Below are 17,657 nucleotides of genomic sequence, written 5' to 3' on the forward strand. Positions count from 1 at the left end.
ATAATAATATGAGTGTGTTCCAGCACGATAGCGCCATTGTCGATGATGGCGCGGTTATCGGTGAAGGCTCAAGAATATGGCACTTCGCTCATGTTTGTAGTGGTGCTCGAATTGGTAGTGGAGTTTCACTTGGTCAAAATGTATTTGTAGGTAATAAAGTTACGATTGGCGACAGCTGCAAGATTCAGAATAATGTGTCTGTGTATGACAATGTCCACCTTGAAGAGGGGGTTTTTTGTGGCCCTAGCATGGTGTTTACCAATGTATATAACCCTCGCTCCTTAGTTGAGCGTAAAAATGAATACAAGGATACTCTGGTAAAGAAGGGTGCAACACTTGGAGCCAACTGTACAATTGTCTGTGGTGTAACCATTGGCGAGTTTGCGTTTATTGGTGCTGGTGCGGTGGTTAACAAGGATGTACCAGCTTACGCTATGATGGTTGGTGTGCCTGCAAAACAAAAAGGCTGGATGAGCGAATATGGCGAGGCATTAGATATTCCTATTACAGGGAATGCAAGAGTACTTTGTCCGCATACTGGTGATGTTTATACCTTATCTAATGGCCAGCTAAGTAAAGAAACAATTAATTAATTTTTTTAATAAGAGCAAGTGGTCATAACTATAGGCTTCAGGTTATGCAATTTATCGATTTAGCAGCGCAGTACCAACATTTAAAAACACGTATCGATTCCCGAATACAGACAGTACTGGACCATGGACAGTATATAATGGGGCCGGAGGTAAAAGAGCTGGAAGAGCAGCTTGCTAAGTATGTTGGTGTAAAACACGCCATTACCTGTGGTAACGGCACAGATGCATTGAGCCTGGCGCTTATGGCTATGAATGTGGGTGAAGGTGATGCGGTATTTGTTCCTACTTTTACTTTTTTTGCGTCGGCAGAAGCAGTTGCTTTTGCAAAGGCAACACCAATATTCGTGGACTCGGATTCAACCACATTTAATATGTGTCCAGTGGATCTGGAGCGAAAAATTCAGGCAGTAAAAGAAGAAGGAAAACTGAATCTCAAGACTATTATGTCTGTAGATTTGTTTGGTCAACCAGCGAATTATCCAAAAATTAAACGAATTGCAAAGACTCATCAATTAACTATTCTCGAAGACTCTGCTCAGGGGTTTGGTGGGGCAATTGAGGATGAGAATGGCCGGTTGCAAATGGCTGGTAGCTTTGGTGATATTGCGACTACCAGCTTTTTTCCCGCTAAGCCTTTAGGTTGTTACGGTGATGGCGGTGCAATTTTTACTGATAGCGATGACTATGCTGAGCTGATAAAGTCCTATCGAGTACATGGTAAGGGTACCAATAAATACGATAACGTACGAATCGGTATGAATAGCCGCCTAGATACAATACAGGCCGCAATTCTGCTAGAAAAGCTTGCTTGTTTCCCACAAGAAGTAATCGATCGTAATAAAGTTGCAATGATCTACGAAGCGGCATTAAAAGGTAAACTTAAAACGCCAGAGGTGCCGGGGGGGTATACAAGCTCTTGGGCTCAGTACACTTTAATTGCTGAAAGTAGTGAACAACGTGAGAAACTCATGTCTAGCTTAAAAGAAAGTGCAGTGCCGACTGTGGTCTATTATGGCACTTGTATGCATCAGCAAACTGCATTTAAGTACCTAGGCCTTGATCATGATCAATTTCCAAACGCTGAAGCATTAGCGGGCACTGTATTTAGCTTGCCCATGCATCCATATATCACTCCCGAACAGCAAGGGGTTGTGATAGAAAAATTGTATGAAGCTTATATGGATCTAATTAAATAAGCTTGATCGTCTAAATAATATTATAAACAGGAGACCTTATTGTACTGATTGTACAGTAAAATTTGTTTCCTTTGACAGATTATGGAATAGAGAAGAAATTATGTGTGGAATTTTTGGATATGTAGGAACCGTGGCCGTTGATGTAAAGAACTTACAAACAATTGTTCATCACGCCCGGCAGAGGGGTAGGGATTCCAGCGGTTTAATATTTAATACTCCATACGAATATAAAGTCTCTCGTGCAGACTATGATATAAAAAAGCTATTAAAGAAAGAGAAACCGTACAAGTCAACCATCGTACTGGGCCATAGTCGTCTTATCACTAATGGTTTATCTGATAATCAGCCGGTTGTTCGCGATGATATCTGTGTTCTTCACAATGGTATTATTGTGAATGATGAAGAGGTTTGGGAAAAGTTAGGGAGTAAGCGAAAGCATGAAATTGATAGCGAAGTCATTGCTGGTATTACTGAGAAATATATCGGTGAAAATGACTCGCTAGATCAATTAAGAGAGGAAGTTCTTTCTCTGTGCAAAGGTGTTATAGCGTGTGCTATTGCAATACCTAGGAAAGGTAAGTTGGTGCTGTTCTCTAATAATGGAAGCTTGTATTTCGGTAATAATGGAAGTTCAACTTATTTCTCTTCAGAAGAGTATCCTCTGAGTGAAATTGGCTGCGAGAATATAGCGCAAATAAAAAATGATCAGGTAGTTCTCGATATACCGGTAATTGAAAAATTAAGCATCAGGGATGATGCTGGTAGAGCAAGGGATTTAATTCCACCATTTCAGTATATTAAGTCAGAAGAAGATTTGTTGGTTTATCCAAAGCCTGAATTAAAACGATGTACTAAATGTATATTGCCTGAAACCATGCCGTATATTCATTTCGACACCGATGGCGTGTGTAATTATTGCCACAACTATACTCCGCGAAATGTGCCTAAACCGAAGGAAGAGCTTTTTGATTTGGTAGCGCCTTATCGCAAAGAAGGGAAAGTAGATTGTATTGTCCCATTCTCAGGAGGAAGAGACAGCTGTTACGGTCTTCATTTAATTGTCGAAGAATTAGGGATGACCCCAGTAACATATACTTATGACTGGGGCATGGTTACCGACTTAGGTCGCCGTAATATTAGTCGTATGTGCGATAAACTGGGTGTAGAAAATATTATTGTCGCAGATGATATTGGCAAAAAACGTCAAAATATTGCCATGAATCTTAAAGCCTGGTTGAAGTCTCCGCATTTAGGAATGATCAGCATATTAACTGCTGGCGATAAGCATTTCTTCCGTCATATCGAGACAGTGAAAAAGCAAACGGGTGTTGATCTGAACTTATGGGGCATAAATCCACTTGAAGTAACTCACTTCAAGGCAGGATTCTTAGGTGTGCCACCTGCCTTTGAGGAGAAAAACGTATATACACACGGCTGGCAGGCGCAGCTCAATTATCAAAGCCTGCGCTTTAAGGCAATGCTGAAAAGTCCGGGGTATTTCAATAGCTCAATGTGGGATACATTATCGGGAGAATACTATAGGAGCTTTACTGAAAAAAGCGACTACTTCCATATCTTTGATTATTGGCGCTGGGATGAAAACACCATCGATAATACTTTGATTAATGAATATGATTGGGAGTTGGCGACAGATACTAGTACTACATGGCGAATTGGTGATGGTACTGCCGCATTTTATAATTATATCTATTACACGGTCGCAGGTTTCTCTGAACATGACACCTTCCGAAGTAATCAAATTCGAGAAGGTGAAATGACTAGAGAAAAAGCCTTAGAATTAGTTGAAGATGAAAACCAGCCTCGGTATCCAAATATTAGGTGGTACCTTGATGCATTAGGTATGGATTTTAAGGAAGTAATTACTGTGGTTAACAATATACCAAAGTTATATAACATATAATTTCTATTTGGATAATTTAGATGTCAAAAAATATTTGGTATGTGACAAAGTATTTTGAACCAAAAAACGAATCTACTTATGGTGGTAGAAGTTGGTCTATTGTCAAAGGACTTAGTGACGCTGGTTGCAAAATGACGGTTGTGACCTCTGACTCTAATAATCTGGCAAAGCTACCGGATTTAGATTCTAGGGTAACCCTCGAAGATATTGATGGGGTTACTATTTGTTGGTTGAAGACCATGAAGTATGGAGTGGCAAAATCTTTAGCAAGAATACTGAGTTGGCTTCATTTCGAATTGAATTTATTTTTATTAGATAAAAATAAACTCGATAAACCAGATGTAATCATTGTTTCAAGTTTATCTTTGATAACTATTTTGAATGGATTCCTGCTTAGAAAAAAATTCGGTTGTAAGCTGGTATTTGAAATTAGAGATATATGGCCGCTTACTTTAGTAGAAGAGGGAGGGTTTAATGAATCCAATATATTTATCAAGGCTCTCGCATATGTTGAAAAGCTGGGGTATGAAAAATCTGATGTTATTGTTGGCACAATGCCTAATCTAAAGGAGCACGTCGAAGAAGTATTAGGACACCAAAAAGAGGTTTATTGTATTCCAATGGGCCTTAACAACGATCAGCTTGAATATTCAATGCCGCTGTCTGAGGAGTGTAAGGAATACATGTCCAGTGATAAGTTTAAAGTGGTGTATGCGGGGACAATTGGTATCACTAATGCATTAGAGAGTTTTTTCGAAGTGGCTGAATCACTGCAAGCGCGGGATGATATTGAATTCATTTTGGTTGGTGATGGTGCGCTAAAAAAACAGTATATGACGCAGTATTCGCATTTAAATAATCTTATATTTGTGCCAAAAATTCCACGAAAAATGGTTCAGTCAATATTATCTGAAGCTGATTTGCTGTATTTTTCTGTATATAACTCCAAGGTTTGGCATTACGGGCAGTCCTTAAATAAAGTAATTGACTATATGTTGTCCGGTAAACCAATTGTTGCTTCTTATACTGGTTATCCATCTATGATAAATGAAGCTGGCTCTGGAACATTTGTAGAGGTTGGGGATTCAGAAGCGCTAACAAAAGAGATAGAACGATATTCTAATATGAAGCTCGAAGAGCGTGAGGAAATTGGAGCTAGGGGGCGGACCTGGTTGATTGAAAACAGAAAGTATGATGTTTTAGCCGGTGAGTACGCTAGGTTGCTGTTTAATTAGTTTGATTGGTAGTGGTGCTAAAGTTACGCTGTTTATATTAAATTTTTTAAGTAACTTTAAAAGTAATAATTGTAAAAATGAAAATATATTATGCGTAGAGTTTCAAAAGACCAGATATTAGATCAACTAAGAGACTTAGGGGTTGAAAAGGGAGATACACTGTTTGTAGCTGCTGACCTGATGCAAGTTGGCTACTTCAGTCGCTCTGCAAATCAAACCCTTAAGGACTGGGTTGAAATATTTCACACTCTTCTTGGTGATGAAGGCACAATAGTCGTTCCGACATATAGCCCATCATTTCTAAGGTTTTTTCAAAAATACGATTTTGTATTTACAGCAGACACGCCTAGTGACTCCGGTAGTCTAGCGAAGGCATATTTGAAATTTGCTCCTGACGCGATAAGAGGGAAGCATCCTATTAACAGCTGTACCTCACGTGGTCGTTACAGCTCGGAAATTGCCTCAGTTGATGGTCCGAAGTTTTCAAAATACTCGCCCTATTCAAAAGTTGTTGAGTTGGGAGGCAAAAATTTAATGCTCGGAATTGTTGATGAAAGGAATTCACCTTTTACTTTTCACCATGTTCAGGAACTTTTGGGGCATACAACGAGTCATCCGTTTAGCGGATTACTCGAGACGAAATATATAGCCGAGGATGGTCAGACGAAGCGCTTCATACAAAGGGAGTTAGGTGGTTGTACTGGGGGGGTTCATAAAGCCTGGGGGTATCATCTATCAAAAAACGCAGTAAAGTTTGGTATGGTTGGTAATAGTATGAGTGCTTTATTAGATGCTAAACAGTCGACGGAAATTCTGAAAGATGTAATGACGAATAACCCTCATTTAATCAAGTGTGATGATCGTTCGTGCATTAGTTGTTATGGCCGATACAGGTATAATGGTTTTGGTGTAATTGGATACTATTGCCGTGAACTTCCCAGGCTTATAGCTAAGTTTGTCAAGAAAATTGTTGGCTAGAGCAGTTGGCGGCTACATTATGTTCTGTAAGGAGCTTTTATGAAGCATTTGAGCCTATTACAATTTGTATATTTTTCCGTTACGCCTTAACTTTTATGCGTGGTTATTTTGCCGTGTAATTTAAGTCATGGCGTATTCTGTATGATAAATTTACAGGTGCAATGATTATAAATTACTCCGATTAATGAGTTTACAATGGCAAGCAATTCGTCAGACTGGATATGGCCCTTATTGAATAAGTTATTCCAAATTTAAAGTTGGTGCTTTGGACAATTAATTGAGTTTCGCCTCCAAAATCAATCAAGGGTGTAAAAAATTTATGGGTTTGAATTATTATAATTATGACTTTCAATCGGGGACTAACTCTGGGTTGCTGATTGGAATGCTCTTGGCGGCTTTGAGCTACGTATTCATATCAATAGGTACGCTCGGATTGGGGGTTGATTTTGATTTAGTGAGATTGGTGTTGTTACCAGCTTGGTTGTTGGCAATGATATTGGTCTTGCGCGCCAATGTGTTGAAGTTGCGGGTCATTCCTGTGTTATTGTTTTTGTTGTGTGCGATTTATTTGTTAATTCAATTGTATCGATCCGAAAAAATTGAGTTGGCCTTGGCCAAAGTGGATGGTGTTTTAATCGGTGGGATAATACTTTACTGCACGTGGCGGACAGGCCTTTTGCTATATGGCGAACGATTTATTGATATGTTTATTCAAGTTGGATTATTATTTCTTTTTCTGACATTTATGTATAAATTGAATGCTGGTTTTTGGGATCGAGGTGTAAGGTTCTTTATTAATGGCCCCAATGTTTATGGCTGGATATTAGCACTGCTATCTATACTTAGCATTTATAGGTTTTCTCTAACTAAAAATAAACGTTATATAGTTTTTATTCTATTGTTTGTTGTTGCTATATTCTGGACTCAGTCGAAAGGGCCTTTTGTTGCACTAATTGGGGGGGGGTTCGCATATATGTTGGTAAGTGGGGGGGTTAAGCATCTTCTCGTAGCGTTAGTATCTTTTCTGGTAATAGTCTTAACCCTATGGTTGAACGATTTAATTCCAGCAAGATATCTTGTGTTTTTTAACTTGATGGATAGTAACTTTTTACAGGATAATTATGGTTCTATAGGTATACGATTTTCTATGTTGATCGATGGAATAAATATATTTCTCAATAATATGGCTTTTGGCATTGGAATGGCTAATTGGGATTTATATTCATCTACGTCTGAATCCAATGGCCCAATTTCTCACCCTCACAATATTGTTGTTGAGCTACTTGCCGAGCATGGAGCTGCTGGGTTTTTACTATTTGGCTTTACCCTATTAGCTATTTTTGTAAAAACCACCAAATTAGGCAAGGCGGTAGTAGCTATATTTTTAATTGGATTGATGTTTTCTGGTGATATGACCTATTGGAGGTTACTATATGCTTTGCCTTTAGCCTTGATGCCAATAAAGAACGTTAAATGGAATACGTTGTCGATATATAGATATCAAAATAAAGAAACTTGAATAGTGTTTTGTTTTTATTTGTGGCAGATTATTAAATAGGTTTGACGCATAATTGTTTTTACTCCTATTGGGTTAAATTTGTCGGGTTGTCCTGTATGGTATCTTTATTGATAAAGCAAACAAGGAACTGTTATTGAGTCTGGTCGGTTTTACTTTTTACCAGAGCGAATTCGGGTCGAATCATGTTTTCAAGCTCGTTAATCCGGATTTGAAAATTAACCTCGCCGGATGCCGAAAAAGAGGTCTTTTTTCAAGGCCAATATGGCACCGGTATTTATAATTGCTTCCTGTAGGCCTTTGACTCTATATCACATTTTAATGTTGAACGTATTTAGGCATTGGCCCTCTTTTATACAGATCGTTGGTAGATTATGATAGTAGATCAAATTGATTATTTAAAAAGTATTCTGGATACGCATATTCGTTTCCACTTTACAGAAGAAGCCGTCGCGGCTTACGAAGAAACCGAAATAATTTGGCTGGATATCAACGAGATTAAAGATGGAGCTCGTTTTAAGCCGGGTACTATTTTGGTTCCTATAACGACAGATCAAGTTTGTGATAATCTATGGACGGAGCGCTTCGGATCAACGAATATAACACTATGGGGTAAGTTGCCTAGGATATGTAAAGAATGGCAGGCTTGTAGTGATGGAAGTCCATTTTGGTATTCAAATGGAAAGGGAGTTTTTATGGTTGCCTGGAAAATGGCCGTCATAATTTTTGACTTGGTGACTTTAAGGGAAGAGGTTTTATCAACACTTCGAGACTCTCATGGTCGGTTTGTCGGAGAGATGTCGCCGAGGGATAATAAAGGTCAGCTAGATATCCCGGTATTTAATAACGCTGCAGCAATACTGGTTGATCGATGTTTACGGATAAAGCGTTCAGAAATTTATGAGTTAATTTCCCTTGTTAAACCAATGAATCTGGTACTATCTCATGATTTGGACCAGCTTCGAGGTGATGATTTTTTTACGCAGTTTTCCAGGTTTGGAAGAATGCTAAGACCTTTGTCGAAAATGAAGTTTCCAGATTTATCTCAACTGAAATTTATAATCTCGAACATTTTTTTTCCGAAGAAAGTCTATTTGAACGATTTGCTTAAAATGCTAGATGCTGAAAAGGAGTATGGATATCGTTCAATCTTGTATATCTTATGTGGTGATAAAGGCCGCTATGGAGCAAGAACTTCCAGTAAGCACTTTGAGCGGTATTTGAAATTAGTGCCAAAGGAATTTCCATTAGGAATTCATTATAATTATAACACTCATTTGGATGAGAAAAAATTCCAAGCACAAAAGAAAGAAGTGGAGAAACTGGCTGGGTATGAGGTAAAGATCGGGAGGGCTCATTATCTAAGAATGGATCCCGATAATTCGTTCAGGTTCTGGGCTAGACAGGGCGTTACGCTAGATGAGTCACTAGGTTATCCAGATAGAATTGGGTATAGAGCAGGTGTAGCAGGATTCTTTTTCCCCTTTGATCAAGAAAGGCAAGGATCAGTACCAATAGTTAGCTTGCCGTTGGTTGCAATGGATTCATGCTTAGGCGATCGCTACGGGGAAGAGGCTCTTGAAGAGGTTAAAAAACACATTGATCACTTGAGTGTTGTTGGGGGAACATTCACTTTATTATTCCATCCTGGTAGCTTTCATAGTGAAGAGTTCAAATCAACAAAGTATTTGTATCAGAATATTTTGAAATACTGTAATAAGAAGGATGCAAGGAATATAGTCCCAGGTGAATTTCTTGAGTTTATTAATAACTTAGGTATAGAGTAGTTTTTGTTAGATGATTAATAAGATAAGACTTGATAAAACATATTTAAAGAATTTAAGTTTTCAAGGGGCAGGGAACGTAATTGCGCAGGTAATTAATATCGTTTCTCTACCTCTGGTTACGCGCTTATACGCACCAGATGACCTGGGGATGTTAAAGGTATTTATCGAAGCTCTTGCATTTTTGACTATATTGATGTCTCTTCGGGTTGAGCATTTAATTATGCTTCCAAAAAAAGAGCGGGATGCTGAGCTCCTTTTCCGGTTTGTGCTTTCGTGTGGTGCTTTAAGTTCACTTCTGGTTACGTCGTTCATAGTTATATTGGTTGTTTTTGATTATGTGGAAGATGGATATATCTTATGGCTTTTATTGTTGCCCGTAACTTCATATATTCTAGTGCTCTCCCAATCGGCCCAGTATATAAGTCAAAGAGCTGATGATTTTAAAGTTTCTGGTATTTCAGAGGTTGTGAATAAGTTTTCTAATAGTCTTTATACAATAATTTATGGCATATTTAACGCGGGAGGTATTGGACTTGCGATAGGGATCCTTGTTGGATTTACTTTTAAGGGAGTTATTTTTTCTAAGAAAATCATTCACCTTTTAAATATACACTTTGTAAGAAATATCGCTGTTGGCATAAAGATAATTAGGTCGAGAGATTATAAAAAGCTTATTTTTTCGCTTGTGTCGTCGCATAGTCTATTGGCTGTTACGTCAATTAGCCCTTTATGGTATATCTCCTATAACTGGGATGGCGAGAAGCTTGGCTTCTTTTCGTTGGTTTTGTCAACGCTGGTGTTGCCTACTGCGCTGATAGGCCAGGCTGTAGGTCAGGTCTATTATCAGCGAGCATCGAGGCTCCATGCGAATGGGGAATGTTTTAAAGATCTGTTTTTGAATAATATTAAATTACTTGTTTTACTCGGGGTTTCTGGTTATTCAATAGTATTCTTTTATGGGGAAATTTTGTATACATTCGTCTTTGGTGATAAATGGTTATATTCAGGTCAAATTGCCGAGTTTTATGTTTTTGCTGCTCTGATTGGATTTGTTTCGATACCTTTTGAAAAAACGTCATTGATAGTGAATGCTTGGTGGTATAGTCCCATATGGTACGTCCTGAGGGTTGTCACAACTTTATTAGTCATTTTAATTAGTGAGCTTTTGCGTGTTTCGTTCACAGAGTTCCTTCATCTACTTACTTTCCAGATAGCGTTGATGCACCTTGTTGACGTATTGGCTAGCTACTACTTTTCGGCACTGAAGGCGAGGGGCTAGCTACTGGATAATCTTTTCGAATCATCTTAATGTGTGGCGGAATTCTGTTTATTCGATTCCCTGAGGGATGATATAATTGGTCAGATTAGGGAGAATTAAGGAGAGCAGGCACCGGTATCAGGAAGAAATTGTGTATGGATAGCATGAATTTACACCATTCCATCCCTGAAGCATTCATCGGAACCGTTGAATGGCCATGTGCGGCTCTTTACCTTGATTGGGAAAATTATGAAGCCTTCTTAGGTAAGTATAAGCATAGATGTCGCCACAGTAGTAGTCATCGTTATATTCCTAAGAGCGTCAGCTGCTTACCCCGGGGGGGAGGAGCTTATACAGCAGGCAGATGTGGTGTTTTTTGCTAAATTGTGGACGAATTGGGAATTTGATTTATTACAAAGAGGCCATTATAGGTTGCGTAATAGCTTAGGGGGTAAATTCATATTTTTTGCTAGACAGTTGACAAACTTTAATTTTGCTAAAGCAAGTTTGTGGCAAATCAAGCAAGATGAGCGTTTTAAGCGCAATCTATTGTATTACCGTCTGGAAGGAATCAAGGTGTTGAGGATAAAGGGTTAGGTTATTGGCAATATCAAGAAATTGCTTGTACTGCTGGCAACGAGGTTAAATGTTCCTTAACGCTGCTCGATGGTACTCCATGCAATTCGATGGTTTTCATTTTACCCTAGAAGGTGCTAAGCGATTTGCTTAAGTTTTAGATGAAAAGGGCTACACCCATGAACTGTTTGATTATCTAGGAAAATGAGGTGTCGAGCATGCGGTCTATCTGCCGCTCAGGGTCTTTCTTTTTTTATGTATTAACTTTAAAGTTGCGGTCGTTTATTGTGATCGCAATATTATCTATTTTATTGACGAGGATTCTATGGAAGCATTGGCGATAGCCGAATCTGCACAGGCCATTAGGCGAAAAACAATCGATGTTGCCTATCACTGCGGAGAATCATGTCACCTCGGTGGTTCTTTGAGTATGGTTGATGTTTTGGCAGTTTTATTTGGTGATGTATTAAACTACGACGTAGCGAATTTATCTGCCCCTGATCGTGATATTTTTATACTCAGTAAAGGCCATTGTGTGCTCGGATATTATTCCACAATGAACGTATATGGTCTGATGAGTGATGAAACTCTTAGCACCTTTCAACAAGACGGCAGTCATCTGATCGCCCATCCTGTTAAAAACCTGGAACTTGGAATTGAAAGTTCGAATGGTAGCTTAGGGCAAGGGCTTTCGTTTGGTCTTGGTATGGCTCTTGGTATGCGCCTGAAGAATGAAGATCGCTCCGTATACGTGATGATGGGGGATGGTGAGTGCAACGAAGGTTCTGTGTGGGAATCAGCGGCTTCTGCTGCAGAGTTTGGCGTTGGAAACCTGATCGCAATTGTTGATGTAAATGGTTTAAGGAACGATGGCCAGAACTTTACCTATAGCCCGCCAGTTGATCTTGTGAAGGTATGGGAATCATTTGGTTGGAATGTTCAGGTTGTAGATGGTCATAACCATCAGGAGTTGTCGGCAGCTTTTGGTAATGCAAAGGCCAGTGAAGGTAAGCCTTCGGTTATATTGGCAAACACCATTAAGGGGAAGGGAGTCTCTTTTATGGAGGATAATAATGATTGGCACCACAACCGAATTACATCGAAAACATACGATCAGATTAAAGAAGAGTGGGGGATTGCATGATTGCGATTGATAAACGGAAAGCTCGAGCTTGGTCAAGAATGGGGCCTCGGGCTGTTTACGGTCAATTTATGCTTGAAATGGCACGTGACGACTCGTCTGTACTCGCTCTTTCTGCAGATTTGGGGCGCTCTTCTGGTCTGTCTGCTTTTTCAAAAGAGCTTCCGGAGCAGTTTTTTAATACGGGAATTGCTGAGCAGAATTTAGTTGGCGTTTCTTCTGGTCTTGCTCGGATGGGCTTCAATGTATTCTCATCAACCTTCGCTCCGTTTGCATCGCTGCGTGCCGGTGAGCAGGTTCGAATGAATATGGGATACATGCAAGAGCCTGTTAACCTAGTTGCCTTGGCAAGTGGATTTGCGCTTGGCTTCCTCGGTAATTCACACTTTGGTATAGAAGATATTGCAGTCATGAGAGCAATACCAGGCATCACTGTTGTGTCTCCTGCGGATTGCTATGAACTGTACAAGTGTCTGAATGCAGCCAAAAATTTCGATGGCCCCTTATATATAAGGTTGACTGGCGGAGTTGGCATGCCGGTTGTTTATGAAGAGGACTATGAGTTTACAATTGGTAAGGCTGATGTACTTAGGCCCATTGACGAGGTTACAATTGTTGCTCACGGAACAACTGTTGGTCATGCATTGAAAGCAGTTGCTGCGATGGAAGAGGATGGCTTGAAGGTCGGTCTGGTTAATATGCACACTATTAAGCCATTAGATAGCGACGTCATGGCTGAACTGGTTAGCAAGAGTAAGCATGTTCTGGTATTTGAAGAGCATACTTCGGTAGGTGGCTTAGGGACGGCGATGCTTGAGTATATGAATGATAAGCAAGTCAACGGTCCGCTTATTCATCGAAAGGGGGTCAATGATCATTTTCCGAAAACCGGTGGGTATGATTATATGCTGAGTACTTTAGGCTTGAATGCAGAAGGTATTGGACAGAGTGTGCGTCAGGTGATTAATGAGCTCTAACGAAGTATCCTTACCAATTTGGTATGTCTATGGGGCAGGTGGCCTGGGGCAGGAAACGATGGATATTATCATAGATAACATCCGAGCTAAGGTGATCGAGGAGTATCAATTACGATTTTTAGTTGATGCTTCTGATGATTCCACAATAAATGGTATTTCGGTTGTTGAACTTAATGAATGTAAGCCAGGCGCGAATGTCACGGTCGCAGTTGGAGAGCCTAAGTTACGCGCTGCTTTAGCAGAAAAAGCGATTGCAAAAGGATTGAGATTAGCTTCTGTCATTTCAAATAGGGCATTTGTATCTGAATCGGCGACTATCGGTGATGGAAGTATTATTGCACCTTTTGCATCTCTTCAGTCTATGGCCAAGGTTGGTAGTAATGTGTCTATTAATACCCAGACGATTGTTGGCCATCATGTCGAAGTGCAGGATGGCGCAGTTATTTCTTCCCAGGTTAATTTAGGGGGGGCTGTAGTTGTAGGTGAGTGTTCCTATGTAGGTATGGGGGCGATGATTCTAGAGCAAGTGAAGATTGGTAGTTGGTCCATTATTGGCATGGGGTCAGCTGTTTATAAAGATATTTCTGATGAAGTTATCGCGCTGGGAAATCCAGCTCGGGTAGCCAGAAAAAACGAAGATAGAAAAGTTTTTAAGTAGGAGGACGTATGTCAAATCGCAAGAAGTATGATGAAGTTTTTATGGAAGTCTTTGAGATTGAAGCGGATCAGCTTAATGAGAAGCTTGAGTATCAAAGTATCGAAGCATGGGACAGCGTTGGTCACATGTCATTAATGGCAGCACTCGAAGATGAGTTCGATATTATGTTGGAAATGGATGATATTGTTGACTTCGGTTCATATTTGACTGGGGTTGAAACTCTTAAAAAATATGGAGTTGAACTGTAGTGTTTTGGCTTGACAGAGGCACAGTTGAAGATTCACGTACATTTTTAATTGACGGAGAATCCTCATATACGTTCGCAGAAGTGTTCAACATTGGCGACCGTTTGTTTGAAGGGCTGAGTGGCGGAGTTGCGCTTATTGCTTGCAGAAAAAATCTGGAAACAATTGCTGTATACTGCGGAGCCCTTAGGGCAAATATTGTGCCTCTGTTAATTGATGCCGATTCTTCCGGTGATGTAATCAAAGAATTGGCTGAGTCTTATGAGGCAGAGTATGTATTGCTCGATCGAGGTATTGAATGGGATGGCTATCGTCGCGTTCAATCTCTTCGGACGATCAGTTTGTACCTGCGATCAGTAAAGACCGGAAAGCAGACTGATGACGCTTTGGCATTGCTGCTGCCTACTTCCGGATCGACCGGAGATCCGAAGTGTGTGCGAATGAGTGCTCAGAATATAGTGAGTGCTACTGAGTCGATAACCCGATATATGAAGTTTTCGTCAGATCGAGTCTCTATCTCATCGTTGCCGTTGCATTACACCTATGGTTTGTCAGTTTTGAACTGTGCGCTTGAATCTAGGTCTTCTTTTATTGTTACGAACTACTCTTGGGTTGATCGTGAATTTTGGCAGCTGGCAGAAGAGATGGGTGTTACTGATTTATCCGGCGTGCCGTTCATGTTTGAAGTGTTCAGAAGAATCAGATTGAGTGATAAGTTTTTTTCTTCATTAAAGTGTGTCAATCAGGCAGGAGGTCGGCTCAACCCTAAATTAACCAAATATTTTGTCGAGTTGTTTCGCGATAAAGACGTCGATTACTTAACCATGTATGGACAAACAGAAGCTTCTCCAAGGATTTCTTATGTGCCAGCTGATGCTGCTGAACGCAAGGTCGGAACAATCGGCATTCCTATCGATATCGGTGTCTTGAAAACAGACGCTGCTGACGGATGTAGTGAAGGCGAGTTGATATATCAAGGGCCAAATGTATGTTTAGGTTATGCCCGAAAAAGGGAAGACCTAAGTTTGGGAGATGAAAATCGCGGTATTTTACACACTGGAGATATCGGGGTTATTGACGAGGATGGTTTTGCAACGATCGTTGGTCGCAAGAAAAGATTCGTTAAAGTATTCGGAATGTCTGTCAATCTTGATGCAGTAGAATCAATTTCAAAGCATGAAGTTGAACAGTCCGCTGTAGTCGGTCGCGATGATTTAGTATTAATTGTAGAGACTGAAGGTCGTGCCAAAGAGCTTAAAGAAAAAGTTCTGTCGAGGGTTAGTTTTCCTTCTCGCGGCCTGAAGTGTATAACCATTGATGAGTTGCCTTTTAAAAGTAGCGGAAAACTAGACTATCAGAAAATTGTGAGTGAGCATTTGTGATGGTACGGGATTTCGTTTCTGAATTGGAGTCATTGACAGAGCACCATAAAGAGAATTGCGACTTATATAGACACTATATAGGATCTTTATTTAAGCAAGATTGCGAGTTTACCTCTTTGGAGCAACTTCCGTGGCTGCCTGTTCGTGCTTTTAAACAATTCGATCTCATGAGTATTTCGCAAGAGCAGGTTTTCAAAACGATGCACTCTTCTGGTACCGGAGGCGTGCAGTCTCGAATATTTCTCGATCAGCAAACTGCAAAGCTACAGCAGTCGAAGCTTATTGAAGTGTTTCAAAGCGAGTTCGGAAAAGAAAGATTTCCTATGCTGGTTATCGACTCAGAAGCAACTGTCAAAAACCGGAAAATGTTTTCTGCCCGAACGGCAGGAATTAATGGCTTTAGTATTTTCTCTCGGGGACGAGAGTTTGCTTTAAATGAAAATCTTGAAATCGATATAGAGCGTATAGGAAAATTCCTTGAAAAACATTCGGGGAAAAGGATTTTTATTTTTGGATTCACATTTGTGGTCTGGGAAAAATTTATTGAACGCATTGAGCAATTAAATCTGAAACTGGATCTTTCAAATGCGTTTTTGCTCCATGGGGGCGGTTGGAAAAAATTGGAGAGTAAGAAAGTTTCTCCAGAAGAGTTCAGGAGACGAGTGAAAGAGATAACCGGCTGTGAAAGTGTTCATAATTATTACGGAATGATTGAGCAAACCGGTTCTATATATATGGAATGCAAGAATGGTAATCTACACGCGCCAACTGGTGCAGATGTGATCATTCGTCGCCGCTCTGATTTCAACCCGGCGGGGTACAACGAGGAGGGTATAATTCAGCTCTTTTCTAATATTCAGCGCAGTTATCCGGGCCACTCTCTATTAACAGAAGACATTGGCTATACGCTTCCTGCTGGAAAGTGTAGTTGCGACAATACTGGCACAATTTTAAAGGTAATTGGACGATTGGCTAAAGCGGAAGTAAGAGGGTGTAGCGATGCTGTACATCGATGAGATGTTATCGACGCCAGACAAACCTTTAATACAATGCGTTGATGGTGTGACTGTTAAAGTGGGTGACCCCTTGCGCCTGGGCTTCTTGTCTGAAGTTTCGAGGACGGTTTTAAAATCTAAAAAAGCTAAAGCTTACCCGGATTTAATAACATTCGCATATTATTGTCGGGAACGGTCGATTAAATCGAAACTTGATAGCTTTCCATTTGTCGCTGATAAACGTGGATGGGGGGCGGTTGTTCACATTGCACCTGCTAATGTGCCGATCAATTTTGCGTTTTCTTTTCTCTTTGGTTTCCTGTCGGGAAATAGCAATATTGTGCGTCTGCCAAGTAAAAGGTGGCCCCAGGTAGAGTTGCTACTTGATATAATCTCGGATGTAGTCAAAAAGCCCGATTATCAGGGGCTCTCTAATTCTTTTAGATTTATCAGAACTGAACATGACAGTCAGTGGCTAGTCGATGCCATCAGAGATTGTGATGGACTGATTGTATGGGGAGGAGACTCAACAGTTTCTCAGTTTAAGGCGTTAGCCAAGAAACCTAGATGTATTGAAATGTACTTCCCGAATAGAGTTTCCAGTTTAATCGTACATGCAAACTCGGTTCTTCAAGCAGACTCTGCTGCCCTCGCTCGGTATGTTGACTCTTTTTACAATGATACTTATATCGTTGATCAGAATGCTTGCTCGTCACCATCAAAGGTTCTTTGGGTTGGTGAAAGAGAGGAGGTTGAGGAAGCTCGAAAATTATTCTGGGAATGTATTGGCAACAAACTGAATGAGAAGGAGTACGCTCTTGATCCGGTTGCCAGAATAGATCGATACCTGGACGTAATGGAAAACGTCGCAGCGCGAAATACCGTTGTCTCTCTCAGTCAATGGTCTACCGACTTGTGGACTGAAGAAGATGGCGCCCATACCGGTAATTATCGGTTCGGGAACTTTCACGAGTTTGTTGCTGGCGATATTAATGACGCTATTGGTTATTTGGATAAAGATGAGCAGACTTTGACTTATATAGGCTTCTCTCCCTACATGATTTTAGAAGCGTTCCAAGGAACGGGTAAGTTGGTTGATAGAATCGTGCCTGTAGGGCGAGCATTGGAGATGCAGTTCTCGTGGGATGGCGTTAACCTGTTAGAGCGTTTTTCTCGCTCAGTAGAGCTGGTTTAATAGT

At 40.3% G+C, this 17,657-nt stretch carries 15 protein-coding genes; all 15 read left to right on the forward strand.

What is annotated here, in order from left to right; translation table 11 throughout:
• The first annotated feature begins 8 nt into the window (after positions 1–8).
• Positions 9–593 (forward strand): acyltransferase, encoded by a 585-nt coding sequence (locus tag ACO05E_RS13935; RefSeq protein ID WP_419813539.1) that lies wholly within the window; start codon positions 9–11, stop codon positions 591–593.
• A 44-nt stretch (positions 594–637) separates the two neighbouring features.
• Positions 638–1,789: a DegT/DnrJ/EryC1/StrS family aminotransferase gene (locus tag ACO05E_RS13940; RefSeq protein WP_419813540.1), complete on the forward strand. Its 1,152-nt coding sequence runs from the start codon at positions 638–640 to the stop codon at positions 1,787–1,789.
• A gap of 100 nt (positions 1,790–1,889) precedes the next feature.
• Entirely contained in the window at positions 1,890–3,710 is a 1,821-nt protein-coding gene (locus ACO05E_RS13945) for a hypothetical protein (RefSeq protein WP_419813541.1), read from the forward strand.
• A gap of 20 nt (positions 3,711–3,730) precedes the next feature.
• Entirely contained in the window at positions 3,731–4,945 is a 1,215-nt protein-coding gene (locus tag ACO05E_RS13950) for a glycosyltransferase family 4 protein (protein ID WP_419813542.1), read from the forward strand.
• Between the two features lie 90 nt (positions 4,946–5,035).
• Positions 5,036–5,923: an AAC(3) family N-acetyltransferase gene (locus tag ACO05E_RS13955; protein ID WP_419813543.1), complete on the forward strand. Its 888-nt coding sequence runs from the start codon at positions 5,036–5,038 to the stop codon at positions 5,921–5,923.
• A gap of 319 nt (positions 5,924–6,242) precedes the next feature.
• Complete coding sequence (locus ACO05E_RS13960) at positions 6,243–7,442, forward strand: O-antigen ligase family protein (protein ID WP_419813544.1); 1,200 nt, start codon at positions 6,243–6,245, stop codon at positions 7,440–7,442.
• Between the two features lie 371 nt (positions 7,443–7,813).
• Complete coding sequence (locus tag ACO05E_RS13965; protein ID WP_419813545.1) at positions 7,814–9,226, forward strand: hypothetical protein; 1,413 nt, start codon at positions 7,814–7,816, stop codon at positions 9,224–9,226.
• Positions 9,227–9,236: 10 nt separating this feature from the next.
• The gene (locus ACO05E_RS13970) at positions 9,237–10,505 is read left to right on the forward strand and encodes a lipopolysaccharide biosynthesis protein (RefSeq protein ID WP_419813546.1); all 1,269 of its coding nucleotides are present in this window, start codon (positions 9,237–9,239) and stop codon (positions 10,503–10,505) included.
• 880 nt (positions 10,506–11,385) lie between these two features.
• Complete coding sequence (locus ACO05E_RS13975; protein ID WP_419813547.1) at positions 11,386–12,204, forward strand: transketolase; 819 nt, start codon at positions 11,386–11,388, stop codon at positions 12,202–12,204.
• Positions 12,201–13,178 carry a transketolase family protein gene (locus ACO05E_RS13980; RefSeq protein WP_419813548.1) on the forward strand — a complete coding sequence of 326 codons (978 nt, stop codon included), beginning with the start codon at positions 12,201–12,203 and terminating at the stop codon, positions 13,176–13,178. The genes ACO05E_RS13975 and ACO05E_RS13980 overlap by 4 nt, the downstream gene beginning before the upstream one ends.
• Entirely contained in the window at positions 13,168–13,836 is a 669-nt protein-coding gene (locus ACO05E_RS13985) for a NeuD/PglB/VioB family sugar acetyltransferase (protein ID WP_419813549.1), read from the forward strand. The genes ACO05E_RS13980 and ACO05E_RS13985 overlap by 11 nt, the downstream gene beginning before the upstream one ends.
• Before the next feature lie 8 nt (positions 13,837–13,844).
• On the forward strand, positions 13,845–14,084 hold the full coding sequence (locus ACO05E_RS13990) for an acyl carrier protein (protein ID WP_419813550.1): 240 nt from the start codon (positions 13,845–13,847) through the stop codon (positions 14,082–14,084).
• A complete protein-coding gene (locus ACO05E_RS13995; protein WP_419813551.1) occupies positions 14,084–15,463 on the forward strand; it encodes an AMP-binding protein in 1,380 nt (459 codons plus the stop codon). Before ACO05E_RS13990 ends, ACO05E_RS13995 begins: the two co-directional genes overlap by 1 nt.
• Entirely contained in the window at positions 15,463–16,479 is a 1,017-nt protein-coding gene (locus tag ACO05E_RS14000; RefSeq protein ID WP_419813552.1) for an acyl-protein synthetase, read from the forward strand. Before ACO05E_RS13995 ends, ACO05E_RS14000 begins: the two co-directional genes overlap by 1 nt.
• Positions 16,463–17,653, forward strand: a complete 1,191-nt coding sequence (locus ACO05E_RS14005) for an acyl-CoA reductase (RefSeq protein WP_419813553.1) — start codon at positions 16,463–16,465, stop codon at positions 17,651–17,653. The genes ACO05E_RS14000 and ACO05E_RS14005 overlap by 17 nt, the downstream gene beginning before the upstream one ends.
• The last annotated feature ends 4 nt before the right edge of the window (positions 17,654–17,657 follow it).

The organism is Bacterioplanoides sp. (genome assembly GCF_965226395.1).
Taxonomy (GTDB): Bacteria; Pseudomonadota; Gammaproteobacteria; order Pseudomonadales; family Oceanobacteraceae; genus Bacterioplanoides.